Source organism: Vreelandella neptunia, from assembly GCF_022489065.1.
GTDB lineage: Bacteria > Pseudomonadota > Gammaproteobacteria > Pseudomonadales > Halomonadaceae > Vreelandella > Vreelandella neptunia_A.
Map to the genome: position 1 here is coordinate 1 of NZ_JAKVTW010000021.1, position 25,158 is coordinate 25,158.

The window sequence follows — 25,158 nt, forward strand, 5'->3', positions numbered from 1 at the left end:
CACAAACCTTATCAAACTTTGCATGCTGGCAGCGTAAACATCCTCATTTATTTCTGTCGCTTAATCTGTCTGCCCAAGACATTCAGGAACCCATCTTTTTAGACCATTTAGAATCATTATTGGCATATCACTGCTTAAACCCAAACAATATTGTGCTAGAAATAACAGAATCCGAACTGCTTTTTGACTGGCAGCAGGCCCGTAACTTACTTCGCCAACTAAAAGACTTAGGTGTTCGTCTAGCAATAGATGACTTTGGCACCGGCTATAGCTCACTAAGTTATTTACAGCGCATTGATGCCGACAAGTTAAAAATAGACCGGAGCTTCATACATCATTGGTCCCAGACCGGCGACGCTCGCTTACTTCAAACCATGGTGCAGTTAGGAAAGACGATGAACATGAGAGTCATCGCAGAAGGTGTAGAGAAAACAGAAGAGCTAGAATTTTTACAGCAACTGGACTGTGATCAGTACCAAGGCTTTTTAGCCGCCAAGCCCATGCTGGCAGAAGAAATAGAACGCACACAGTGCATTTAATATCTTCTTATTAAAATAATCATGGCCAAATCACATATATACTCATGCTGATAAACGGCCTAGTACGTATTTTAAGCGAAAGGCCGTTTCATTATGGCTAACCAATGAAGCTGATGATAGCTCACCTCAATAATCGAGATGAGCGAATACGTGAACTGATAACCTCTACTAACCTATCCGTCGATAGCCGAGACTTAAGTAAAACAGCTTCTACCTGACCGTGCTGTTGGTTAGTCATATCGGCTCCGGATAGAATGACTACTTTTGCTTCAGGTTGACACGCGCGGATATCAGGAACAAGCTCCCACCCAGACCCATCCGGAAGCTCTATATCGAGCAATACGACGTCAAACGCTTGCTGTTTCAGACATATGCGAGCATTTCCCAGTGTATGAGCCACCTCAAACTCAAAGCGCTCACCTGCCATGGCAGAGACTACTTCGTGCAAGTCCAGGTCGTCTTCAACATGGAGTATCCGAGGATGGTCTTGGCGGCTAGCTGACAACTGCCGATTAACTATATCGATTAACTTATACTTATCGATAGGTTTCGCTAACCAATCAATATTGTCAGAATCACCTTTAATCGCTAAGCGCCCCTGCTCTACCTTGGCTGAGATCACGACGATTGGTATGTCAGCCGTGCTGGGTTGCTCACGTAATATGCGAATAATATCCAGCCCAGAGGTATCTGGGAGCAATAAATCTAGACTAACAAGATCATAATGTGTCTTGTGCAGGCTGTTCAGGGCATCTTTACCATTTAAGGCAACATCAACTTGATACCCTGCTTGATTAAGCATAATGCTTAACAGATAGGCAACATCTTCATCATCTTCAACAACCAAGATACGGGGAGATTGACTATATTCAGTAGCATTCGCCTTTAGTAAAGAGGTTTCCAACGCCGTTTGAACTAAAGGTAACTCAAAGAAGAAGCGTGAGCCTTTACCTTCGTCAGACTCAAAATTAATCCGCCCGCCCATATGCTCGACCAACTCTCGCGTAATGGCCAAACCAAGCCCAGTACCATCTTTAGCGCGAGTATCTGAAGAATCTGCTTGAGCAAAGCGCTGGAAAATTTTCTCGCGAAATGCATCTGTGATGCCGGGACCATTATCTATCACGCTGACGATTATCGTTTTATCTGACACTTCAACAGCAAGTGTTACCTCGTCGCCATCCGGTGAAAACTTGATCGCATTGGATAAAAGATTGGCGAGAACTTGCGATAACCGCTGAGGATCAACAATGACAAGTGCCTCTAATGCGTCGTCGCCACATGCCAATGAAAGCGTCACGCTCCTATCGCTTCCATAGCTGCGATTAGACTCCAGCGCCTGTTCAATCAACGGCATCAAAGGCTGCACTTGCATGTCAAAATGCAGTTTGCCTGCCGCAATCTTTTCGATGTCCAGTAAATCATTGATCAAGTGAGCTAAACGCTTGCTATTACGATGGGCAGTCGTCAGTAGCTTTTGTACTTTTTCAGGCAGCTCACCCAACGCTCCTCCCATTATCAAGCCTAGAGCACCCGAAATAGAGGTTAATGGAGTACGAAGTTCATGGCTTACGGTAGAAATAAACTCATTTTTCATCTTATCCGCTTGTTTTTGCTCGGTAATGTCTTCAGCAATATTCAGATAGCCACTGATTTCACCGGTACTATCACGCATGGGAGTCACGACAAGAGATACTGGCAAATAGTGGCTATCCTTGTGGACATACGTCCACTCGCGCGTTTCTGAGCCGACTTGTTCGGCTTTTTCCACAAACACTCTAAAGCCCTCAATGGGTTTGCCTAGCTCAGCACTTAGCTGTGCAGACCGCACTTCCAGCTCATCTTTCAGGTGCAATATCGCCGGGGTCTGCTTGCCCAACACATCTGTTTTGCTATAGCCCAGCATATTCTCGGCACCTTTATTAAAGGCGGTGATAATGCCGACAGTATCAGTAGCAATAATGGCGACTTCAGATGCAGCTTCAAGTATATTAGATAAAAAACGTTCAGCTTCGCGAATCGCATCATCTGCCACTTTTCGCTCATTCGCTAAACGGTTCATAGCACGAGCGAGCGCACGTACTTCAGGGCCGCCTTGTTCGCGGAAATCGCTATCAAACCGAGCATCATCGGCCATGTGATCAATGCGATGTGTGATTCGCTCGATGGGGCGCGTCAAACTTTGCGCAATCCATGCCCCCGGCAGTCCAACGAGCGCCATGGCAATCAGTGCGATTAGCAGAAACTGTCGGAACGCTGCTTTGGCAGGCGCGATGGCGTCACTGTAAGGCAGAGCTCGTAGCACAATCCACCCTATAGAATCCAATTGTTGGCTGGCCACCAGGTATTGCTGTTGCTGATACTCAACAAATGTACCGGCAGGGCTGAGCGACAGTGCAGCGTCTACTAGAGCGTCCTCACCATTCTCAGGTAGCGGCTCGGGTGTGTCGAACCGCTCCCGCATGGAGACAAACAGGCGGTGTCGCGGGTCAAGAATCAAGGTGATAGTACTAGATTCGTCCTCAGCCCAGTTTCCCGAGTCGATAAGCGGGGTGTTTGCGAGATCCACTATTCCGGCTGCATATCCAATAACATCATCATTGGAAGACAGAATGGGTTGCACATATGAGATCAGTGGCAACCCTGTGGTACGCCCCATTATTGGCTCTGAAACTACCGCTTCTTTGGTTTGCTGGGCGCGCTGGATATGAGGACGGTCGGCATAGTTAGTACCTATACGCCCTGGCACATGACGGTTTTCTGCGATAGCAGTGCCATCACCATCAAAAATCAACAAACCATCCGAAAACAGTTCACTGGCCACAGAAGGCTGCTGCAGTAGCGATTGCAGTGCTTGCTGACTACGTAGCTGCCCACTATCGGTCAGTAGGCGTGTTGCAAACGCTTCTAGGGCAAGCGTCCGCTGCTGCTGTGATAATTCAAGCTCAAACGCTAGTCGGTTTATTTCGGCTGTTTCACGCTCTGCCATGATGGTTTCATAATTGGCCACCATCAGTTGGTGAACCGTCACCAATATTCCGCCGACTAAAATACCACTCATGACTATCACAAGTAGAACAATACGAACGCTCAATGGTAGTTTCACGATGGGTATTCCCTAGGCAACAAAATAAAAAAGTTAGCTCCCCCGCCCACCGCATTGCGGTAGCCAACTTCTCCGCCCATCTGCTGGCAGATTTCTTGGCTGATTGCTAAACCCAGACCGGTACCCGGTAGTTTTCGAGTATCGCTGCCATCCGCTTGAGCAAAACGCTGAAAGAGCCGATCGCGAAACGCCGGATCAATGCCTGGCCCGTAATCACGCACAGAAATCTCGATGGAGCTCTCAGTCGATGAAATATCTAGCTCAACCGACTTTCCTTGCGGTGAAAACTTGATCGCGTTGGACAGCAAGTTCGTGAGAGCTTGTATCAAGCGAGGGCCATCCACATTACCCCATATGGGAGGCCAAGCACTGGAGACCTGAATCATCACTTGATGCTGCTCGCTATAGCCTTGCAAAACGTCAACGGTTTCATTTAACAAAGGGGCTAGCCGTTGAACATTTAAGTGCATCGGCATTTTACCAGCCACCAGTTTTTCCATATCCAGCAAGTCGTTAATCAACGCCGTTAAGCGCTGGGCGTTGCGTTCTGCGGTATTAATAAGCGACTGAGCTTTATCAGGTAGGATACCCGCAGCACCGCCCCTCACAAGGCCGAGCGAGCCCTTGATCGATGTCAAGGGCGTACGAAGTTCATGACTGACGGTAGAAATAAACTGATCTTTCATTTGATCCAGCTTGTGGCGTTCAGTGATGTCCTCAACTAATGACCAAATCACTTGCCGGCCATCTTGCTCTTGGCTCAGCATACCCTGTAAACGCACCGGATAACGACTGCCATCTTTGCGGATATATTCCTTCTCGAAAGGGCCGTAGCGGCCTGTGGCTATTAAGCTAGCAAGTGCCTTTTCTTCTTCAGGCTTATATTCTTTTGGTGTGACATCCCAATAGCTAAGCGATACAAACTCATCGCGGGTATAACCCGTTGGGGCAATTAATGCATCGTTTAAATCAATAAAGCGCCCAGTTGCAAAATCATTCAGTGCGATGCCTATGGGGGAAAACTCAAAGAGCCCCCTTAACCGTGTTTCGTTGTTTTCCAAGGCCAGACGTGCCTGCTCCCACTCATGAATATCATGCAGGTAGCCATGCCATAAGATACTCCCGTCCATAAGGCGCTCAGGCTTGGCATGGCCCATTATCCAGCGATAGCCATTACCTTGACACTGCACACGATACGTCGCCTTCCAATAGGCCAGCGTGCTAGCTGAGTGTTCTATCGATGCACTGACGGCTTCCAAATCTTCAGGGTGAATCCGCTCATAGGCTGGGGCGGCATCTTCAGCAGCCTGTGTTGGAGTAAGGCCGTAAAAATCCTCAATTTGAGGAGAACTAAAGGGGAATGTAGTGCGGCCGTCCGCGAAACGTCGAAATTGATAGGTCACACCGGGCAGTTGCGCCGTTAACTTGATGAGACGCTCGTTATGGATATTGTTGGCTAGCAGGTCGGACAACCAGCGCGCCAGTAAGCGTATAAAAAACTTTTCGCTATCATCATAATTTTCAACGCGTGCTTTGCTGGCCGAAAAATTCAGCGTGCCAAAGGCTTGGCCTTCTACCTCAATGACAATGCCTGTATATGCGCCTAACGGATTTGCCTGATAGCAGGGATGGCGTTTGAATTCACTGAGTTCAACATTCGCAATGAACAGTTCACGCTCCTCAGCAGAGTCGGCAGAAAAAATAAAGTGGCACCATGTGTGCTCCAACATAAATTGCTGACCTGGGATTAATGCAGCACTTGCTGCGGCCTCCATCCAGCGCACCGTATAGACGTCACCCTCGATCTGACTAAGAATTGCCAGGTCCACTTGCAGGTATTGCCTTGCCGTCGCAAGGGCGTGGTTGATTTTCCCATCCAGCGTATCTTGCGAGGAAAACACGATGTCGTTAAGCAGCACCAATGCATCGTGGTGTTTTTTAAGTTGGCTTACCGTGTTCTGTTCGCGGGTAATGTCGACAATGAAACCTTCTCGAACCATCGGATGTTGAACATCGCCTAGAACGCTCTGGCCCCGCTCTTCCACCCAGCGCCATGTGCCATCTCGATGCTGGATACGATACTCAAGATGCCAACCGACCTCGTTGGCAATCGCTGTCTGTACCACCTCCTCCACCGCTGGCGCATCGTCGGGGTGGATTAAGTCTGCGTAACAGACGCTTTTATTACCGACCAGCTCGTCTGCCTCATAACCACTGACCCGGTCGACCTGCCCACTAATGTAAAGCATGGTCCAGTGCTCATCGTGTAAGCAGCGGTAGGTCACCCCAGGCATGTTATTAATCAGAGAGGCCATGTGATCGCGGCTAGCAATCAGTTCAGATTCTAGTGCTGAATATGATGTTTGGCTGATTTCGTCAGCTTGTATCAGCTCCTCCACCGTCGCCGCCAGGTCACCAAGCATATCAACTTGCTCAGCAGATAAGGTCCTTGGCTGTGTATCAATCAGACAAAGAGTGCCAATCCGATAACCGTCGACGGTGTGCAAAGGAGCACCGGCGTAGAAACGAATATTAGGAGCGCCAGACACTAAGGGGTTGTCGGCAAAACGCGCATCGTCTAGGGCATTTTCCACAATTAATGTTGAATCGGACAGAATAGCGTGTCCACAGAAAGAAATGTTGCGCGGTGTTTCTTTCGCCTCAAGCCCTTGGCATGATTTAAACCACTGCCGGTTCTGGTCAATTAACGATACCAGGGCAATGGGCACTGAAAACATATGGCGAGCGATGCGTGTAATGCGGTCGAAACGTGCTTCATGATCACTATTAAGCAACCCTGTTTTGTTCAGTGCACACTGGCGCTCAGTTTCATTTTCCGGGATCAGTGGTGCCTTCATGTTCAACCTCAGCTGTCACATCGCTCTCGGTGCTAATCTACCGCTAAACAGACGCGGTTACGGCCGCTGTTCTTGGCTTGATATAGCGCTTGGTCGGCCCGGTTAAGCAGCGACTCGGCGGTATCGTCAGGAAAACGCTGGTTGTCTACCACTCCAGCGGACAAGGTGCAGGCGAACTGATTGCTGCCTCCCGTAAACTGGATAGCGGCAAAATCTTCGCGAAGGCTGTTCACCATGTTGGCGGCATTGTCAGCAGCACAATCAATCAGTACCAGCGTAAACTCCTCTCCACCATATCGGCCTAATTTATCGGTACTCCGGAAACGCTGGCGTAGCAAGGTGCCCAAAGCAGCAATCACTAAATCACCGACTGCATGGCCATGCGTGTCATTAACCGACTTGAAATGATCAATATCGAGCATCACCACACAAAAGGTCTGAGGTTTTCGCTGCGCCAGTTGCCACTGGTCCTGCAGAGCCTCCTTGATACTGGCGTGCTTAAGGAGCCCGGTTAAAGCATCTTTATTTTTGGTGTGCTCTAGTTTGCGTAGCCGCATAACGCGGGCGCGGCACAAGTTGACGAGCAAGTCCTTGTCGATGGGCTTTTCCAGAAAGGCATCGCCCCCCCTTAATAACGCTTGCCCGCGCAGTTCGGCATCGGGTTCGGCCGAGAGATATACTATCGGTAGCTGTGACCAGCGCTCTAGCTGGCCCAGCAAGGCAGCAATTTCTGCGCCGGTAATGCCGGGTAGCCATAGATCCATAAGGATCAGCTCAGGATTGAAATCATTGATAGCCTCGAACAGAGCGTCGGGACGATTGAACGCTCTGACCTGCATACCCGCGTTTTCCAGTACGTACTCAAGATGCCGTGCTAATTCGACATCATCTTCGACAATCATGACCCGCTCTGGCTGGCTATCCTTTGTCTTGATCAGCTGCGCTATGTGAGAAGCAAGCTTAATCATGTCTAGCGGTTTGACGAAATAATTTTGCCCACCGCTACGCAAAGCATGAAGTCGCGCCGTAAAGCTCTCCTCACTACCCGTAAAGAGAATTGGGCAGGTGTAATCTTTGAGCTGCATACGCCAAAAGGCCACCGGATCTACGCTGATTACCTGGCGTTGAGTAGCGCGATGGTCAATCAATAGTAAGTCAGGGGGTGAATGTTTCTCTTGCTGGAGCTCCTGGGCATCACTGAAATGCCTTACTTGAAAGCCAAAGCTGTGTAGTTGTTGAACCATATATTCTGCCAGCATGGCATCACGCTCTACCAGCCAGATGGAAGGTTCACCATCAACATTTTCCAAGCGAGTCGTTTCCATACCCACAACCGCTTTCTTTTTTCTGTCCGCTGCAAGCGTGCTTTGTAATTGCAATACCCAACCCGAGATAGGGAGTGGCTGCTTAGCGTCTTGCTTCAGAGCCTTTGACACCTGCAACTCGTACTCTCGAGCCTTACGCCCAAGACTTTCAAAGCCAAAAGTCCCAGCAGAGCCTGCCAACGAGTGTAAGACTGAATGTAATTGCTGAAGTGACTCAGTACACGAGGGATCTGATGCAAGCCGGTCAGCAAGCACGGTAAGTCGCTCGAACTCAGCTGTAAGACGTTTTGAGTAAGCATCCGAAAGCGTTTTTAAGCGCTTGGCGTAAGCCTGGGAAGAGGTTGAATCAAGCATGAAACGCTTTCCAGATAGCGCGAACGTCGTCGGCGAGGGTCATGGGGTCAAAAGGTTTTGCAATAACGTCTATGGCTCCGATTTCTTTATAGCGCGCCACTTCTTCGGGATGCACTTTTGCGGTCATGAAGGCGACGGCTATAGAGTCACTAATGTGCCCTTTTCGCTTCAATTCCAGTAGGGTGCGGGGGCCGTCCATGCCGGGCATCATAACGTCCAGCAGAAACATTTGTGGCGCGAAATTTCCCGCTTCACTTAATGCTTGTTCGCCAGACTCGCATACTTTCACAGTTAAGCCACCTACGTCCTCCAGAGCCATGGCGGCAATATCGCGAATATCAGGATCGTCTTCGACGTACAAGACTCTTTCAAGTGCGTCCATAACACGTCTCCTTAAAATTCTTTAATAAGAATACCTATATTAGGTCACTGTATAAGCGATATATCAGAAGTGCTATGCTTTTTGCATAATAAGGCCGATTGGCTTTTCTCAACAAATAGAGCAGGTGGTACTCGATCCTACCCCTGGCCGAGTGAACACCGGACGCTGCGCGTCATACGGCTACCGCGGACCACCAAGTACTTGATCGCTCGCCATTCAAGGCCTTATTCATAAGGCCTGCGAGTAATACTGCGGATCTACCTCGCGGTTACCAGTATCCTGCTGATACGACGTGATGAGAGAGTAAGCACTGCCAACCGCCCGCGTTCGGACGAGGAGCTACGCTTGTAAGTGCCACGACATTGCATTGCAAATTACTGGGAAGATGAAACAGCGTCTATGCGCAGGGCTTCCAAGGACAACGCCATGTCCTCGGCAAGATCATGTACAACAGCGCTGTCTACGTCGCGCTGGGCAAAAGCTCTTAGTCCTATTACCTCGGCCTGCAATCGCCGTCCTAGCCTGCTGGGATCGAGTCGGGAGTCCAACTCGCCAACCTGCTGAGCAGCAGCAAAGCGATCAATGAAACGCTTTTCCATACCTGCCAGCAACTCCTCTGCTTTGCGCCAAGCCGCCTGCTCTCGTTCGCCCAATTCCAACAGGCTCTTCACTAACATGCAGGCGCTGTTTGGCAGCTCTTGGTCACAAAGTCCGCCGAGCCGTCGTACATAGGCAGCCAGGCCTGTCAGCGGTGAGTCGTGAGCGTTTAAAGTACGCTCAAGCTCGGCCAGAGCCAAACGTGCGTAGCGCTCTAGAGCTTCCTGAAACAGCCGGTCCTTACTACCGAAGGTGGCATAGATACTGCCCGGGCGCATATCTAGGGCTCGCTCCAAGTCTTTCAGCGAAGTGGCATGAAAGCCCTTCCGCCAGAAAAGCTGTAGAGCCCGCTCTAAGGAGTCATGGCGTTGGTGGAGAGTTGCACGAGGCATGATCGAATCCGATTTCACAAGGCCGCTAGAGAAAAGCGGCGTCAACAATTTGAATGATCGCTCAATTTTATCTTGAACGATCACTCAAGTACAGCTACAGTCGTGTTCGATAAAAGCTATACCTATCACGCCTTTTTTTGAGTGATCACTCAAAATCATACTCTTGCCTGTAGCAAGACATATTTTTTGTCGAAAAAGTAAAGGAGCCGTTACATGATCGATTTTACGCTTCACGATAAGCAAAGCGCCCCTCAACCCAGCCAAAAGCTATTGGATACATCTATCCAAGCATTCGGCATGATTCCTGGCTTACACGCCGTCATGGCTGAAGCACCGGGGCTATTGGAGGGGTATCAAAAGCTTCATCAGCTAGCGCTGGATAGCAGTTTTGATAAGGAAGAGCTTACCGTGGTTTGGCAAACCATCAATGTCGAACATGCCTGCCACTACTGCGTTCCTGCACATACGGGCATTGCTAAATCCATGAATGTGGACGATGCCATCACTGAGGCTCTGCGAAACGAGACTCCACTTCCCACAGAACGTTTGGAAGCGCTGCGTAATTTTACGCTTTCCGTTGTGCGTGGTCGTGGCCACGTAGATGAAAATGACGTGCAGGCCTTCCTCGCTGCTGGCTTTACAAGACGCCAGATTCTAGAGGTCGTGCTCGTCACAGCGCAGAAGGTCATGAGCAACTATACCAATCATCTAGCAGACACGCCGGTTGATGCCCCTTTCAAAAAATTTGAGTGGCATAAGGCTAATTAATAAATGTATCGCGAGAAGCGGCGCCCCAGCGTCGCTTCTTGCTTTTGGAATGAGGCTTCTTTAACAGTGATGGCACTTTTAAAATATTGGATACAAGAAAAAAGGCGCCTGCTGGAGCCAATAAAAAGGAACAGATCAGAAGGAATTAGGCCTTCCATGGGGGGGGGGGTGACATCCTTGTCTAGAGGCTTCATGCCATAACATAAATCAATTTAGAAGGTATTTTGCGCCGCATCAAATTAGACATCCATGGTTTAGCTTGTGCTGTCGTTTCTTCTCTACAGGGTCGTCTGACCTACCACGCTCTCTAGTTATCCTTTTGCCGTCATATCCCAGTGCTACGCCAAACACGTAGCGCCGTACCCGCCGGCGAGTGACGGATCTAGCCTTCCTTGAGCATTTGTTGGTACGTTAGCTAATTCAGCACTTTTTTCAACTGTTATGATGACTAGACACCTTTATACGTGATAGGCGATACGCGATCGCGTTGAACCTTCGCCTGCTAGGTACCGTTCATGACATCGATATCGAATGAAAACATCGCTCCAAGACGGCGCGTGCAGCACTCACTCCTGCGCATGATCACATTCCCCTTTGCGACGCTACGCGGGCGCTTGGTTATGGGGGCTGTGGTGCTATGGAGTTTGCTTTGCCTAATCGTGCTCATGTTTGGCTGGCAGGCGGGCAAGTTCCTGGTGAATGAGACCAACCACCAGCATCTTCGCTACGAGGCAGAACTCATTAGCCACTCAATCACTCGTCAGGTGAATGAGCGTTTCAGCGAACTGGAGCGCTTGGCAGAGAGAATGTCGTTTCCCAGGCAAGGAGCTCTACTCGAACAGCACGCGTACACGATGGAACCTCTCTTTGAAGCGCTGCTGGTATTTGATTTAAGTAGCGATGTCGTTGATGAGTGGCCTGCTGAAGGAGGCCGCAGCGGTAACAATTTTGCTGATCGTGAATATACCCGGTTTATGCATGCGTTCAAAGCGCCTTACGTCAGCGCTCCCCTGGTTGGACGCATTACTAACACGCCGTTGGTACTGATGCTGGTCCCCCTCCACGACGACGCGGGTCGCTACACAGGCTTTTTAGGTGGATTGGTCGATCTTAGGAAAAGCCAACTGTTCAACAACTTTGATAAGCTCCGCTTAGGCGATCGCGGCTATGTCACGATCACAACGGCAACCGGTCAGCGTATTTACGCTCCCAATCAACAAGAAGCCATTGTGACGCTACCTGACACCATTTCGCCCGTCTTGGAGCAAGCGTTGGATGGCTGGGAAGGCGAGAGTTTAGGTCAGTCTATCGCTGGCGAACCTCAACTGGTCGCCTATCGACAAATTTGGCCTGCGAACTGGATCGTTGGCGTGCATTTGCCGCAAGCACAAGCCGAAGCCCCCCTTGTTGTGGGCATGAAGCAAATTACTGTCTACGTCTGGGGCATCCTCGCACTGATTTTACCCTTGGTGTGGGGAGTGATTTGGTTGGCTTTACGCCCCTTGGCGCATCTTGCTCGACAGATTCAAGAGCTTCAAGACGGGCGCCGCTCTGTATTGAATATCCCCACTACGATGAAAGAGCTGCGCCGCGTTATTGATGTGATCAACATGACTGAAGCTGCACGCCAAGCAAGCTTGCATGACTTAGCGGAGCGGGAAGCCTTGCTGAGGGGAACGTTATCCGCTTCGCCTCAAGGCACGTTTGTGACGAACCCTCGCGGTCAACTGACCTTTATTAACGACGCTCTGAACGCGATTTTGGGTGATGAGGCACTTCGCAGCCTTCAAGATTGGAGCGATCAAATTCATCACGATGACCTCCCTGAGGTCAGAACCGCTTGGTTACGCAGTCTCGTTAAACAAACGGATTTTAAACGTCAGTTCCGCTTCTTTAGTGCCGATGGAGAGATGTACTGGTTAGATGTGCAAACAGCGGCTGTGCATGTCGATGATCAGTTTATCGGCACCGTGGGTACGGTACGCGATATCACCCAGCACCACCACGACTATGCTCAAAAGCTCTGGGAAGCGGAGCATGATCCTCTCACCCGTTTACTGAATCGTCGCGGGCTAACGAGGCATCTTGAAGAGTTGCTGATGCAATGGCAGTCAAAAGACAAACCTACCGCCGTACTGCTGTTTGATTTAGATCGCTTCAAGCCCGTTAACGATCAAGGAGGCCATGCGCTAGGCGATCAGATGCTTCAACAGATTGCGCATATCGTACAGAGCGGGATTCGCAGCAGTGATTATGCCGCTCGCCAAGGTGGAGATGAATTTGCTGTCTTACTGCCAGGCTGTACGCCAGCGCGGGCGCTCACCATCGCCGAATCTCTGCGTGCCAGTATTGCCGCTAGCTTTATCGAAGCAGAGGGTCGTCAATGGCAAGTCACCGCCAGTATTGGGGTCAGTCATTTCCGCCAAGAGGATACAACGATCGACGATGTACTCAATCGAGCTGACGCTGCGAGCTATCGCGCAAAGCAACGTGGACGTAACAAGGTCGAGGGTGATGTCGATGTCTAGCAGACAATTACAATCATTATTTCCAAGCCGATCGAGCAGGCAATTTAACTAACAATAAAGTCACCTTTCCTCTCATAGGCCGGGCCGCAGGTCGCTTATTTCAACGACGTGTTGCCCGCCCACCCACGTTATGAGATCAGGCCATGTTGACGACCACTCTTCCCCTGACCTTACCTGCAAGCAGGTCTTCTGCGACACCAATGGCTTGCGTTAGATCGATGGGCCGAGTAATCGCTTCCAATTGATGAGGGCTCAGTAGCTCTCCTAAGCGACGCCAAGCCTCGACACGGTGAGCCAACGGTCTCATGACGCTATCGATACCCGCGAGCGTGACACCGCGTAAAATGAAGGGGGCAACGCTGGTGGGTAAATCCATCCCCTGCGCGAGTCCACAGCACGCCACGGTGCCGCCATACTTGGTGGAAGCCAACACATTGGCAAGGGTATGGCTGCCCACAGAGTCAATGGCCCCCGCCCACCGCTCTTTGGCCAATGGGCGTCCGGGTTCGGAGAGTTCACGACGGTCTATCACATTCTCAGCCCCCAGCTCGACAAGATAGGGTGCTTCCTCTTGACGCCCCGTAGAGGCAACGACGCGATAGCCTAAGCGAGCCAGCAGCGTAATCGCGTAGCTGCCCACGCCACCGCTCGCGCCGGTGACCAAAATTTCTCCTTGGTCAGGCGTAACGCCGCGCTCTTCCAGTGCCATGACCGCTAGCATTGCTGTATAGCCTGCCGTGCCAATGGCCATCGACTGATAAGGCGTAAACGCTGACGGCTGTGGAATGAGCCAGCGGCTGTCTAAGCGCGCCTTCTCGGCCAATCCCCCCCAATGCTTTTCGCCTACGCCCCAGCCGTTAAGCAGCACCGTATCCCCTGGCTTGAAGTCAGGCGAGGCGGAGTGCTCGACGACCCCTGATAGATCAATGCCGGGCACCATAGGAAACTGCTTCACCACAGGCCCTTTGCCTGTAATGGCCAAAGCGTCTTTGTAGTTAAGCGTACTGCAATGCACACTGACAGAAACATCGCCTTCAGGTAACGATGCTTCGTCTAGCGAGGTAATGGCTACCTGCTGCTTACCTTCTGTCTTATCGATCAGCACTGCTTTGAACATGTTGCACCTCTTTTGTAGACGGTCGTCTATTAAATGATAAAAAAATTACGGAGATATTCCGTCTAAAAACGTATCCAGAAAGGTATCGAGTGGGCGCGTTTGCGCTTCAAGACGCGCACGCATGACAGCACCTTCCCAACCAATCCAAAAAGCCTCAGCGAGTCGATCGCAATCTGCTGAAGAAATGATGTCACCCAGTCGTAGGGCTTCACGTAAACATACCGCTAGTCGTTGTTGCCAGTCGGTCAATATCGCTTGCAGGCATGTACGATAGCCCTCGGGAAGACCATTCACTTCTTGCCCCAAGTTGCCGACCAAACAGCCGCGCTGAAAATCGTGACGCTGCATGCCTTCCTTAGCATCTGCTACGAAAGCTTTGATACGCACCAACGGCGGTAGCGTGTCGTTGAGCAAATGACGATCCAATTTTTTGGCAAAGTAGGCGCCGTAATGCTCTAAAACGGCGTAACCAAATGCCTCTTTACTGGAGAAGTAGTAATAGAAAGACCCTTTAGGAACGCCGACGCGCTTGAGGATGCCATCGATGCCCGCATTGGCAAACCCCTGCTCCGTCAGCACTTCGGTCCCGCTTCTAATCAACGCAGCACGCGTATCCACGTGATGATGTGGATGCTTAGGAGGGCGGCCACGCCGCTTGATGGGGGATGATTGGTTCATGCTGAACAATATAGACTGGCCGTCTACAAAATACTAGGATCGAGTTTGTTTCCTCATCCCCTGAGTTCAGCTCATTTCGTTTAGCTCGTCCGATACGCCATGCCGTAATGCTAACCCCCACCGCAGTATAGCCGCTTCATCTAACATGCCTAATATACAGAACCACTTACTTTTCACAGTTTGGTAGGTGGCCCTCTCTTTGAATAAAAACAACAAGAGGTAGTCATATAGGGTTGGGGTTATCTATCCTTTGAGATTCGTTGAATTAATATCACTGCCTCTTGATCTCACTTAGCAACAGTGTCCTCATCCCAACACTCGACTTGTGAAAGCCGTAAATTGTTTCAATACAGAGACATTGACAGCTATGGCTGTCAATGTGACACGTGTCACAGCCAATTTATCATTCTGCACTACCAGGATAGCGAAAGGAGCCTACCCGAATGTGGATAAAAAGCAGCATTTGAACTGATGCTCAATAGCACCATCAGAAGGGGTATGACAAATGAGTGGGCTTTCGCCGACAAGCTATTACTTCTCACCTTTGCAAGGTGAAGAATTTACGGAGCACTTTATGGACTTCAAGCATGCGATAGTGAAAGTAGAAGATGGCACGGGCACTTTGCTCTGCAACAACTGTGGCATTGTCATTGCTAAAGGTACGAAACATGAAGATAGAAAACACTACTGTGCAATGTGTATGAGCGGTAATTGCAAAGCAAAGCTTAAGAAAGATTAGAATAATCAATTGCTTATTCTTAGCCTGACTCCACCTCAAAAATAAATTACTCAAAATTAGAATTTTCAGTAAGCTAAACGCTGTGAGGAGTAAGAAAAAGCTGTCTGACTCAGATATACCTGTCTCCGGTATAACCAGGGCGGTTCATTCCTGCGATATCGATACTGAAGGTCATCGCTACCCACTACCAGGTGGTTTATGGGCAATGATCGTATTGGCAATGCGTCCCTAAGCAGCAAATTCACTGACGAGATGCCCCGATTCAGGAAGTATCACAGCCGTTGCTCAGCAAGTGGGGACGCTTTATTTGACTATTCACACATTCAAAGCGCTAAGGTTTTATGCGCGGATATAGGCCCAGCCTTTTGCTTGGAGTTCAGCAAGTGTAACCACTGCCGCATCTACCTCAGTGAGGGTACGGGTATTGTCGAGCCCTTGGGCCACAAGGGAATTACGGCATAACCGCAGCATTGAGTCGGTTTCGTCAGGAGTGGTCAGGGCGGCGATCACGGCGCTGGCATTAGCGACAATCAGTACCTCGGCATCTGGCCGGGCCTTTTGCAAGTTGACGGCATTACGGCGGGCACGAATCAAGGCCTCTGGCGTGGGCGCGTGAAGCAGGACATGAAGGGGTGGCATGGTTTTCTCCAAGAAAAACGCGTGATCAGTAGCTGCCGATGATCGTCTCGACACGCTGAACAAGAGGTGCGAATTCGGGATAGTCACGGCGATCATCTAGAGGCATGTCGACCTCAAGGATCTCAACCACCCGTGCTGGCTGATCCATCCCACCATTACCTAGTACCATCACTCGGTCGGCAAGCAGGACGGCTTCCTCTATATCGTGAGTGATAAAGACAATGGCGGCTTCGGTACGCCGACGCAGCTCGACCAGCTCCTGTTGGAGTCGGCGCCGAGTGATAGCGTCAAGCGCAGAGAAGGGCTCGTCCATGAACAGCACCCTGGGCTGAACAGCAAGCGCCCGGGCAATGCCGACCCGCTGCTGCTGACCACCCGAGAGCGTATGGGGCCAGCGTTCAGCGAATTCATCAAGCCCCACTAGCGCCAGAGGCTCCAAAGCGCGGCGGCGGCGCTCGGCTTTAGAAAGCGAAAGGCCCTCCAAGCCTAACTCCACGTTACCCTGTACTCTGCGCCAAGGAAAAAGCCTTGGCGCCTGAAAAACCATTGACCAGGCGCGACTGTCTCGTGTGATGGCGGCGGGTATCTCTACTCGTCCCGATTGTGGGGCAAGCAAGCCAGCCAATGCTCGTAGTAGGGTCGACTTTCCAACCCCTGAAGCACCCACGACGGCCACGAACTCCTGAGGGTGAAGTGTCAGATCAACACCGGCCAAGATGGTGGTGTCGTCAAAACCTAGGCTGACGTTTCGCGCGCTGAGCACCGGGGGCATCGTCATGCTGGAGTCGGTCATGATTGCCACCTTAATAATCTGCGCTGCACTACCATGAACAGGAAGTCGAAGGTTGCGTAGAGGGCGGCGATGGTCAGCATGTAAACCACCACGATATCAGTCGCCAGCAGGCTAGAAGCCTCCATCATGCGCTGGCCAATACCAGGGATGCCGAACAGCTCAGCGGCCACCACGGTCATCCAACCCTGACCGAGTCCGGCACGCATACCGCTGAGAATACCCGGGGCCGCCGCAGGCAAGCTGACCTTGGTCAGCCGAGCCAGAAAACGCTGCTGACCAAAGGCGCGTGCCACTTCGTCATAGCCAGGATCAATCGAGTGCACAGCGCTGTAGCTGGCGAAGTAATTGATCCAGAAAACGCCAATGCTGATGATGAAGGCGGCCGCAGAAGGATTTATGCCGAACCAAATGATGGCGAAAGGAATCCATGCCAGCGGCGGAATGGGTCGTAGCAATCTAGCAAGCCAGGCATGCGCAGCATTAAACCTGGGCAGCAGCGCAGCCGATATGCCCACGGCAATGCCTAAAGTCGAACCAAGCAACACGCCCACACTGTAGTGGCTAAGGCTTGAGCGCACTACGTCAAACCAGATGCCATCGAGCAGTTCAAGCCACAGTACGCCGGGAATAGATGACGGCAAGGGCACCAAGCTGCCGGGCAACAGTCCACTGCGCAGCGAAAGCTCCCAGAAAAGCAGAAATCCGGTGAGCCCCAGTACACTATAGAGAGTGCGTTGGGCGCGCGTCATGCCTACCATCATTTGCTGTCACGTTCCGCGATGACGGCGTCATACAAGGACGTATCAAACAGGGCGTCGAGATCCACAGATTCATTTAAAGAGCCTTGTTCGATCTGAAAGTCGTGCATCAGCCGAGTGCCCTCGCGAATGGCGTGAGGATCACTACCGTAATTGGATGAGGGAGAGGCGAGCGCTATTTCTACAGTTTCTAGAGGAATCAATCGCTTGCCGACAAATTCGCGGACATGGGGTGCCGCACTGTTGGGATTTTCAACGAGCATCTCCGTGGCTCGTACATGCAGTGCCATTAACGCCTGCATAGCCTCAGGATGGTCCGCCAGCGCGGCTTCACGAGCAGCCAATACCGCCCCCGGCTGGCCTGGAAGCATGGCATCAGCGCGGGCCACCACGCGGGCCTGATTGTCACGCTGCTGCACGGTGGTGAGAATTGGCTCCAAAATAGAGGCGGCATCCACGGCACCCGCGAGCAGTGCCTGTTGGACGCGATCGGCACCCATAGCGACGATCTCAACGGCTTCCAAACCCACACCCAACTGTTCGATCAACCAATAGCGCAGCACGGTATCCGGCACCGAGCCTTGAGGGAACGTGGCGATCTTGGGCTTGCGGCCCTCTGCGGCGGTGAAGCTGGCAATAGCCTGCGCACCATCATCGCCAGCGCGTTCGAAATGGCCCGCCAGTTCGCCACGCGCCACCAGACCGATCTGCTCCTGAATGCTAGAGGCGAGAACCTTGATGGGTACGCCGTTAGCCCGGGCTACCATCGCCGGACCGATACCGAAATACATAACGTCAAGCTCGCCAGAGGCCAACGCTTGAACCATGGCTGGGCCACTCGAAAAGCGTGTTAGCTCCAATTCCAGTCCCGCTTCCTCGGTCCAACCCTCTCCTTCCATCACAAACAATTGGGCGACCGGTAATATCGGCATGTAGCCAACTTCCAGGGTAGTGAGGTGATCATCAGCCTGGCTGGTGGTGCTAACAAATACCGCCGTTAGCATTGCCAAGGAACTAAGGAAACGGGGCATGGCGAACTCTCCATTGGAAAATGAATGGTCATCTATCCTATCCGATTGCTGCATATAACCAAAATAGTTATTTGCGACGAATTCATATGCTCATATGTTCTTGAAACCCAAGCGCGGCTTAGCCTCTTTAGGGCGATAATCCTGCTGCCACTTAGAAAATTCCTGCTAGCACTCATGTTCCAGCGAGGTCATAGAGTGACACCGACGTGGCCTTAAGCGGACAAGGTATCAGCCGGATAGTGGACTCTTAGAAAACGTCGTTGCTTACAGTGATGGCGTCCGTTTATTAGTGGTACTAGCTGACTGCTCTTGACCGTTTACCGAATAGGAGCGTACATATTGCATTGCTTGGACGATCACTAAACGGCCAGCGCTACTGTCACCATAGGCCTTGGTGAACGTCGCAGCACCTTGCTGACTGGCCAGAATGAAATGGGAAATTGCCTCCAGGTCAGCCTCCTCGCTAAGCTCACCCTGTTGCTGACTCCGACGCAGGACGTTATGCAAATGGGATTCAAGTGCCCGGAAACACTGGCCAACAGCAGCACGGGTGGTCTTATCAGTATCATGCAGGCCAGCCGCCAAGGTGCCTATCGGACAACCGCGATAACTGTGTCCGACTTCTAGCTGATCGATTGCCGCCAAAAGCCACCGCTCTAGAGTATCTAAGCTGTTTGGTCTTTATCTTCCATCGACGCACAGAGGCGGTGCTCCCACCAAACGGCGACCTCGCAAACGAGCGCATCTTTGGTGGAAAAATGTTGGTAGAACTGGCTCTTGCCAGCACCGGCCTGACGCAGGATCTGCTCCACACCGGTACCATCAACGCCCTGAGCGTGGAAGAACTCAACTGCCGACTCGACAATGCGTTGTCGAGTGGCTTTACCCTTAGCGTTGCGGCTGAGGCCTTCCTGATTATCGACCGACATCAAGAGTTGCCGAGACATTATGCTGCTCCCGCCAAGCGTCCTCATTAGACAAGTTCGCACGTGGCATCAACATATCGAAGTCTAACGCTGCCAGCGAACGGTTGTTGCGTACCCTATGGGGCCAGTCGTGATTAGCCAAGGTATAGAGCAGTCGAAAACACCTTTAGTCCTGATAAACTGCTTAAATGACCTCAACTAAAAAAGGTATGCAGCACTACGGCTAATAAAACTGAGTAATAGCCCAGCAGATACCGTGGTACTTGGAAATGGCCGGCTTCGGAGCTCTACTACGCTGTATTAAAAGAGGCGGCAGGTAACTCGCAAGACATGCATCTAGCTTTGGTAATGAAATTGCCCGGGCCATTACTTATTTGTCTTCCTACCTGGACAAAGCGGCTACCGAAGTAGGCTATGTAAGTTCCTTACAATTCAGTCGTGAGTGCCCGCGTCTTTACAGGCAATCCCCACGGCAATGGAGCAAATCAGATCGACTATTCGTGAGAAGCTCATGAAATCCTAGTAAATTTCTAATTTATCATTTCAATCAATCAGCTCTTCCATAACTGCTAGCACTGCAGCGCACTTTTGATCGTTCAGAGCGTCCGGATGAGGCTGACCGAATTGACCTTTATCGTTGTCAAAATAATCGCCTGACGCATTGGCAAACTCGTATGAAAGCGCTGCTCGGGTGAGAACATCGGCACCTATCGATAGGCTTTTTCCGGCGATTCCAAAACCCTCTTTGACCATCTTTGATGCCAATAACGAGCCAGGATTAACTGCAACAAATACGGGTCCTTGGCTGCCAAGTGACGCAGCCAGTGCATTGTTCCACATCGTCAAAGCCAGCTTGCTTTGGGCGTAGGCCGACATGTCATCCAGAAGGCACTTTTCCCCGCGCAGGGCGGCAAGTTCTACCGGAGCCTGTGCCGCAGATGACAGATTAACCACCCGTGAAGTTGGCCTCATGAGTGGCAAAAGGCGTTTGGTCAGCAAATAGGGAGCGACCGTATTGACCGCAAACCGCACATCCAGTCTGTCCCCGGTGATGTTTTCAGGAGCACGCAGGACACCCGCGTTGTTGATGATCACGTCCAACTGGTCATGTTCTCGGGTGATCGTGTCTGCCAATGGACCTACTTCAGCCAGACGCGACAGATCGGCGATATAGGTGTAGATCCGTCCGGCGCCCGTACCGTTTGCCAACATTTGCTCTGTCGCCGCCAGCTTCTCTGCGCTCCTTCCATGCAACAGCAATGTGTGGCCCTCGGAATAGAGACGCTTCGCGGTTTCGAGCCCTATGCCATCAGTGGCGCCGGTGATCAGAATTTTCTTGGCCATATTTTGTGTCCTTTTGCCGGAAATTCAGGGAGGAGGTCTTCTGCGAGGTACAAGAGGGTTTCTTCAATATTCGCCTGATTGAATCGTAGGTTCAGCGCTACATGGTTTACGCCGATTTCTTCCAGTGATTGCAGGTAAGCCTTCAGGAACTTTATGCCCGATCTGAAGCCCAGATGAATCGGCTGCGGCGGTGCATTGGGCTCTGTCAGAAGGTCAATATAGAGGGATTGCATCACGGGCTTTGAATACCCTGTTTCACCAGGAATACCGTTACGCCAGGATCTGACAGCGTTTGCCTGATCGTCGATGTTCCTCGGGTAAGTAATCAACCCGTCACTATGGCGAGCGCCCCATTGCGGCGTCTGTTGGCTACCTCCGGTAATCAGCATCGGAATCTTTCCTGCCATTGGCTTTGGCAGCAGGTCCATCTCACCGTTGGTCTGGCCATAACGGTTTTCGAACGCTGGCGCGCTATCGGCCATCCTGCGGATGTAGTCGAAACTGTCCCGAAACCGCTCACCCCGGTTTTCGTAGTTTTCGTTAAGGGCGGGGTATTCATCAGGCCGGTCGCCGGATGCGATTCCGAGTATCAAACGACCACCCGCCAGTTGATCGACACTGGCTGCGGCCTTCGCAACGTGAGCAGGGTGCCGAAGCGGTAAGATCAGACTCGAGACACCCAGGGCGATCCGTTCGGTTTGCCCGGCCAGAAAACCGAGGTAAACGAACGGATCGAACACTTGGCCGGCATCACCAAACGAGGGCACATTAAACGGGACATCTCGTAACCATACCGCAGAAAAACCGGCCTTCTCCGCCAATCGTACGCGTTCAAGGTAGCGCTCCATCGTCGGCACAGGGCCCCTGGTATAACTCTCCAGCGGAGCAACCAGACCAATACTCAACCGGTTTGGCTGGAACACCTGATTGTAGCCACGATTGATCCGGGCAAATGTCTTTGTGCTCTCGTTCAGTGCTGGCATTACTTATACCTCCACGACAACCTTACCGATGGCCTGGCCACTGGTCAGACGATCATGGGCTTTGCCCGCTTCGGAAAGGCTGAATGTCTGCTCATCCAGAAGCGGCGTGACGCCACCCTGGTCCACAATCTGCGCCAGTTGCCCCAGAATGTCGCCGTGCGCTTCCCGATGATGGTTGTGCAGCATGGGAATTAACATGAACACCACATGCATCGAAAGCCCTTTGAAGTGAGCGGTGGACAGATCCAGTTCAACCATGGCTACAGTGGTCGTCACATGGCCATTTAGGGCAGCTGCTTCAAAGCTTTTGGTCATATTTTCGCCGCCAACCGTGTCGAAAACCACATCGAACCCGGCACCTCCAGTATGGGCCTCAACATAGTCCGCGACGATTTCAGTCTTGTAGTCAATCGGTGTAGCGCCGTAGCCTTTGAGGATGTCGAATGCCTGTTCACCGGTGGCTGTTGAATACACAGTGGCACCAAAGTGCTTGGCCAGCTGAACCGCAACATGGCCCACACCACCGGTACCACCGTGCACCAGCACTTTCTGTCCGGCTTTCACGTCAGCTCTTTGCAGGCCCTCAAGCGCAGTAATACCAACCAGAGGCAATGCGGCGGCTTCACGCATCGTCAGACTCTTCGGTTTGTGCGCAATCAGCCGTGCGTCGGCGGGCATCAACTCTGCGAGCGCTCCCTGCAGATCGGCTAGGCCACCAGCACATCCGTATACTTCGTCACCGGGCGCGAAACCGGTTACGTTTTCACCAACGGTTTCAATGGTGCCAGCGAAGTCCATGCCAAGCACGGCCGGCAAGTCCGGGGACAACGGGAGATCCTTGCCCATCTGGCGAATCATGGTGTCGACGGTGTTGATGCTCGTTGCCGCAACGCGGACGATGACTTGGCCTGACTGTGCCGAAGGTGCAGCCATGTCGACCTGCTCAAACGCTGCCTCAGGGCCGTACTGATTAAGGACCATTGCTTTCATTGTGTAACTCCAATCTTGCAGTTGATTTGTACAAGCGACTAAGTACAGATTAAAGGGTCGAGAAAACGGAATAAATGACCAATAATGGTATTCAGAATTCGTAAAATGGATATAAATTCATGGACACCGAGGGAATAAAACTGTTTGTGCTGGCTGCTGAAAAACTCAACATTAGCGCCGCCGGACGGGAACTGGGGCTGCCGCCAGCCGTTGCCAGTGCGAGGTTGGCCAAGCTTGAAAAAGCTGTTGGAGCAGACTTGTTGCGCCGTTCAACCCGTAAAGTGGCGCTTTCTACTGAGGGTTCGGAATTCCTGCCTTTTGCCAAGGAAATTCTGGCCCAAGAGAACGCGGCGTTGGCCGCGATGGGGTTTGGCAATGAGCATGTGTCTGGCACTCTGAGATTTACCGCATCCAGCACCTTTGCCCAACAATATATCGTGCCTTTGGTACCAGAGTTTCTGGAGATGTATCCAGGTATCAATCTGGACTTGCGATTGTCCGATATGGAGCTGGACCTCATTCAGGGCAGTTTTGACCTAGCTCTGAGAGATGCGGTGTTGCCGGACAGCAATCTGAAAGCACGGAAACTCGCCGATGATCGACGTATATTCTGTGCCTCCCCCGGGTACCTCGCGAAATGGGGAACGCCAAAACACCCGGACGATTTGTATTCTCATCAGTTGGTCGCCTTCAAATCCCAGGCCACGATTGCGTTGGCCGGTCCCAAGGGAGAAAAGGAGCAGTTAAACCTTCGCAGTTCGCAAAACAGACTGATCATTGATGACGGCTTGAGTTACAAGATTGCGACCATGGAGGGAGCGGGGATCGCTCTACATGCCCTATGGAGCGTCCACCGAGAACTTTCAGCAGAGACTCTGGTGCAGGTTCTTCAAGACTACCGGATGGACGCTGAGCCAGCGCTTTGGCTGGTGTACCCGAAATCCAATGTATTGACCGCAAAGGTCCGGGTGTTCATTGATTTTCTGGTGGATCGGATTGGCGCTAACCCGTTGTGGCAACCCACCAATGTCGCGTAGGTTTTCTGAAATAGGCTTTCAGATAGGTATCAGCGGACGATCCCACGAGGGTGGAGTACCAATTGCTGGAGCAAATAATTAATAAACACCCGCACTCGTGGAGCAAGTAAATGTGAATTGGGATAGAGCGCCCAGATTGAGCTGTCAGTAGCTATGGGGTGGTCCTCCAGAATTCTCACGAGGCTGCCATTATATAGTGCCTCAAAGGAACACCAGGTACTCGTTAAAGCCACCCCCATTCCCTCGATGCAGGCGTCTCTCACTGCCTCACCGTTGTCTAACTTGAGATACCCACGAGTTTTGACTCTCACAAGCCCGATTTAACTCTTGAAAACCCATGTATCCAATCCCCCCAGATTGATGCACGTATGCCATTCGACCTCCAAAAAAATAAAGATGCCGGGGTGGTGGCCCCGGCATCTATGCCGTTGTGGTTCCGCCGATAAGTCACGCCGCCATCACTTGGCTGATGCGCCGCTCCATCTCTTCATGGAACGCGTCAACTCGCTCGACAATCGTGCTTATCAGAGTTCGGCACCGCCGTAGAGTTTGGTGCCTTCTGTGCCTTTATGTGCAGCGAGCGTGCGGGTTACTTGACCGGTCAGAACATTCTGCTCGACGGAGGTGCCTATCCAGGAACCTTCTGATTGATTAAGTTTACGGTTAGTGGCCTGAACTTTTGCTGAGTCATGTATAAGGTCCTATGCTCAGGCTTTGGCTTACGCCAAGCATACAGGGAGGCATCGGAAATACCTTCTTGCCGTGCCACTTCAGCAACGGATAGGTTGTACGGAGGTAACAGCTTCTTCAGCAGTGCGTCTTTGCGCTCTGGGGAATAACGTGGCATCGAAGGGTCTTGGTTAGGGTAAATCAATCAGGCGACAGCTATCCTGGCACCCGGGGACTATGCCATGTCTATATTCTCTTCAAATTCGACATAAAGGTATGTTTTGCTAAATCTATGTTTACGCAATAAACATGGCAAGGAACGATGTTTAAAAAAATGAAAAAAATCGACATAGATCAATCCAGCGCCGATACCTAAAAACATAGTTTGCGAGCATAACCAACCATGGGATACAGACTACACTTCAACCATAAACAGTCGCTCCATACTGTTATCCAACTCCGTTTCATATGAAGCTTCATAACCACCACTTGACAAAAAAGTGAGGTGATGGGCTATCAGACAACCAATACTGATGTGACAGCTACCCGAAGCTACATTGCCAACCTGGTAGGCGTGAGTTCAAAGACAGATGGTTAAGACTACT

At 51.4% G+C, this 25,158-nt stretch carries 21 protein-coding genes and 3 pseudogenes; 6 read left to right on the top strand and 18 right to left on the bottom strand.

Translation table 11 applies throughout. The features are described 5' to 3' along the window. A partial coding sequence (locus tag MLE19_RS19895; RefSeq protein ID WP_240719886.1) for an EAL domain-containing protein occupies positions 1-539 on the top strand: 539 nt, incomplete at its 5' end. A gap of 121 nt (positions 540-660) precedes the next feature. On the opposite strand, the gene MLE19_RS19900 is transcribed toward MLE19_RS19895, so the two are convergent. From MLE19_RS19900 to MLE19_RS19920, 5 genes are all read right to left on the bottom strand, one after another. Continuing rightward, a complete protein-coding gene (locus MLE19_RS19900) occupies positions 661-3,363 on the bottom strand; it encodes an ATP-binding protein (protein ID WP_240719888.1) in 2,703 nt (900 codons plus the stop codon). 278 nt (positions 3,364-3,641) lie between these two features. Continuing rightward, a complete protein-coding gene (locus tag MLE19_RS19905; RefSeq protein ID WP_240719890.1) occupies positions 3,642-6,503 on the bottom strand; it encodes a PAS domain-containing protein in 2,862 nt (953 codons plus the stop codon). Between the two features lie 32 nt (positions 6,504-6,535). Next, positions 6,536-8,182: a GGDEF domain-containing protein gene (locus MLE19_RS19910; RefSeq protein WP_240719892.1), complete on the bottom strand. Its 1,647-nt coding sequence runs from the start codon at positions 8,180-8,182 to the stop codon at positions 6,536-6,538. Continuing rightward, positions 8,175-8,564 carry a response regulator gene (locus MLE19_RS19915; protein WP_088698694.1) on the bottom strand — a complete coding sequence of 130 codons (390 nt, stop codon included), beginning with the start codon at positions 8,562-8,564 and terminating at the stop codon, positions 8,175-8,177. Before MLE19_RS19915 ends, MLE19_RS19910 begins: the two co-directional genes overlap by 8 nt. Positions 8,565-8,938: 374 nt before the next feature. Continuing rightward, on the bottom strand, positions 8,939-9,553 hold the full coding sequence (locus tag MLE19_RS19920; protein ID WP_240719894.1) for a TetR/AcrR family transcriptional regulator: 615 nt from the start codon (positions 9,551-9,553) through the stop codon (positions 8,939-8,941). 213 nt (positions 9,554-9,766) lie between these two features. Between MLE19_RS19920 and MLE19_RS19925 the strand changes: the two genes are divergently transcribed. Together MLE19_RS19925 and MLE19_RS19930 are read left to right on the top strand one after the other, a co-directional pair. After that, positions 9,767-10,321, top strand: a complete 555-nt coding sequence (locus MLE19_RS19925) for a carboxymuconolactone decarboxylase family protein (protein WP_240719896.1) — start codon at positions 9,767-9,769, stop codon at positions 10,319-10,321. A 515-nt stretch (positions 10,322-10,836) separates the two neighbouring features. Continuing rightward, on the top strand, positions 10,837-12,849 hold the full coding sequence (locus MLE19_RS19930) for a sensor domain-containing diguanylate cyclase (protein WP_240719898.1): 2,013 nt from the start codon (positions 10,837-10,839) through the stop codon (positions 12,847-12,849). A 136-nt stretch (positions 12,850-12,985) separates the two neighbouring features. Here the strand turns inward: MLE19_RS19930 and MLE19_RS19935 are convergent, their stop codons facing one another. Together MLE19_RS19935 and MLE19_RS19940 are read right to left on the bottom strand one after the other, a co-directional pair. After that, positions 12,986-13,966: an MDR family oxidoreductase gene (locus tag MLE19_RS19935; RefSeq protein ID WP_240719900.1), complete on the bottom strand. Its 981-nt coding sequence runs from the start codon at positions 13,964-13,966 to the stop codon at positions 12,986-12,988. A 45-nt stretch (positions 13,967-14,011) separates the two neighbouring features. Further along, positions 14,012-14,644 carry a TetR/AcrR family transcriptional regulator gene (locus tag MLE19_RS19940; RefSeq protein WP_240719902.1) on the bottom strand — a complete coding sequence of 211 codons (633 nt, stop codon included), beginning with the start codon at positions 14,642-14,644 and terminating at the stop codon, positions 14,012-14,014. A gap of 505 nt (positions 14,645-15,149) precedes the next feature. Here MLE19_RS19940 and MLE19_RS19945 point away from each other — a divergent pair. Continuing rightward, positions 15,150-15,383 carry a hypothetical protein gene (locus MLE19_RS19945; protein WP_240719904.1) on the top strand — a complete coding sequence of 78 codons (234 nt, stop codon included), beginning with the start codon at positions 15,150-15,152 and terminating at the stop codon, positions 15,381-15,383. 339 nt (positions 15,384-15,722) lie between these two features. Here the strand turns inward: MLE19_RS19945 and MLE19_RS19950 are convergent, their stop codons facing one another. The 9 genes and pseudogenes from MLE19_RS19950 to MLE19_RS19990 form a co-directional block, all read right to left on the bottom strand. Beyond that, positions 15,723-16,022, bottom strand: a complete 300-nt coding sequence (locus MLE19_RS19950; protein ID WP_240719906.1) for a hypothetical protein — start codon at positions 16,020-16,022, stop codon at positions 15,723-15,725. Between the two features lie 25 nt (positions 16,023-16,047). Continuing rightward, a complete protein-coding gene (locus MLE19_RS19955; protein ID WP_240719908.1) occupies positions 16,048-16,815 on the bottom strand; it encodes an ABC transporter ATP-binding protein in 768 nt (255 codons plus the stop codon). Then, positions 16,812-17,564, bottom strand: coding sequence for an ABC transporter permease (locus tag MLE19_RS19960; protein ID WP_240719910.1), 753 nt, complete (start codon positions 17,562-17,564; stop codon positions 16,812-16,814). Before MLE19_RS19960 ends, MLE19_RS19955 begins: the two co-directional genes overlap by 4 nt. Positions 17,565-17,572: 8 nt before the next feature. After that, positions 17,573-18,604, bottom strand: a complete 1,032-nt coding sequence (locus MLE19_RS19965) for an ABC transporter substrate-binding protein (protein ID WP_240719912.1) — start codon at positions 18,602-18,604, stop codon at positions 17,573-17,575. 264 nt (positions 18,605-18,868) lie between these two features. Next, a pseudogene (locus MLE19_RS19970) lies at positions 18,869-19,258 on the bottom strand (TetR family transcriptional regulator C-terminal domain-containing protein); the annotation flags it as partial. An 11-nt stretch (positions 19,259-19,269) separates the two neighbouring features. Continuing rightward, positions 19,270-19,551, bottom strand: a complete 282-nt coding sequence (locus tag MLE19_RS19975) for a TetR/AcrR family transcriptional regulator (protein WP_240719916.1) — start codon at positions 19,549-19,551, stop codon at positions 19,270-19,272. Between the two features lie 522 nt (positions 19,552-20,073). Then, positions 20,074-20,874, bottom strand: coding sequence for an SDR family NAD(P)-dependent oxidoreductase (locus MLE19_RS19980; RefSeq protein WP_240719918.1), 801 nt, complete (start codon positions 20,872-20,874; stop codon positions 20,074-20,076). Then, positions 20,856-21,857, bottom strand: a complete 1,002-nt coding sequence (locus MLE19_RS19985) for an LLM class oxidoreductase (RefSeq protein ID WP_240719920.1) — start codon at positions 21,855-21,857, stop codon at positions 20,856-20,858. The genes MLE19_RS19980 and MLE19_RS19985 overlap by 19 nt, the downstream gene beginning before the upstream one ends. 3 nt (positions 21,858-21,860) lie before the next feature. Then, positions 21,861-22,847: a zinc-dependent alcohol dehydrogenase family protein gene (locus MLE19_RS19990; RefSeq protein WP_240719922.1), complete on the bottom strand. Its 987-nt coding sequence runs from the start codon at positions 22,845-22,847 to the stop codon at positions 21,861-21,863. A 119-nt stretch (positions 22,848-22,966) separates the two neighbouring features. On the opposite strand from MLE19_RS19990, the gene MLE19_RS19995 reads away from it, so the two are divergent. Beyond that, positions 22,967-23,884, top strand: coding sequence for a LysR family transcriptional regulator (locus tag MLE19_RS19995; RefSeq protein ID WP_240719924.1), 918 nt, complete (start codon positions 22,967-22,969; stop codon positions 23,882-23,884). Between the two features lie 29 nt (positions 23,885-23,913). Here MLE19_RS19995 and MLE19_RS23245 read toward each other — a convergent pair whose 3' ends face one another. After that, a complete protein-coding gene (locus tag MLE19_RS23245) occupies positions 23,914-24,195 on the bottom strand; it encodes a LysR substrate-binding domain-containing protein (RefSeq protein ID WP_425356824.1) in 282 nt (93 codons plus the stop codon). 246 nt (positions 24,196-24,441) lie between these two features. Between MLE19_RS23245 and MLE19_RS20000 the strand changes: the two are divergent. Further along, positions 24,442-24,531 (top strand): annotated as a pseudogene (locus MLE19_RS20000) (SDR family oxidoreductase); the annotation flags it as partial. 71 nt (positions 24,532-24,602) lie between these two features. On the opposite strand, the pseudogene MLE19_RS20005 reads toward MLE19_RS20000, so the two are convergent. Next, positions 24,603-24,731: pseudogene (locus MLE19_RS20005) on the bottom strand (transposase); the annotation flags it as partial. Between the last annotated feature and the right edge of the window lie 427 nt (positions 24,732-25,158).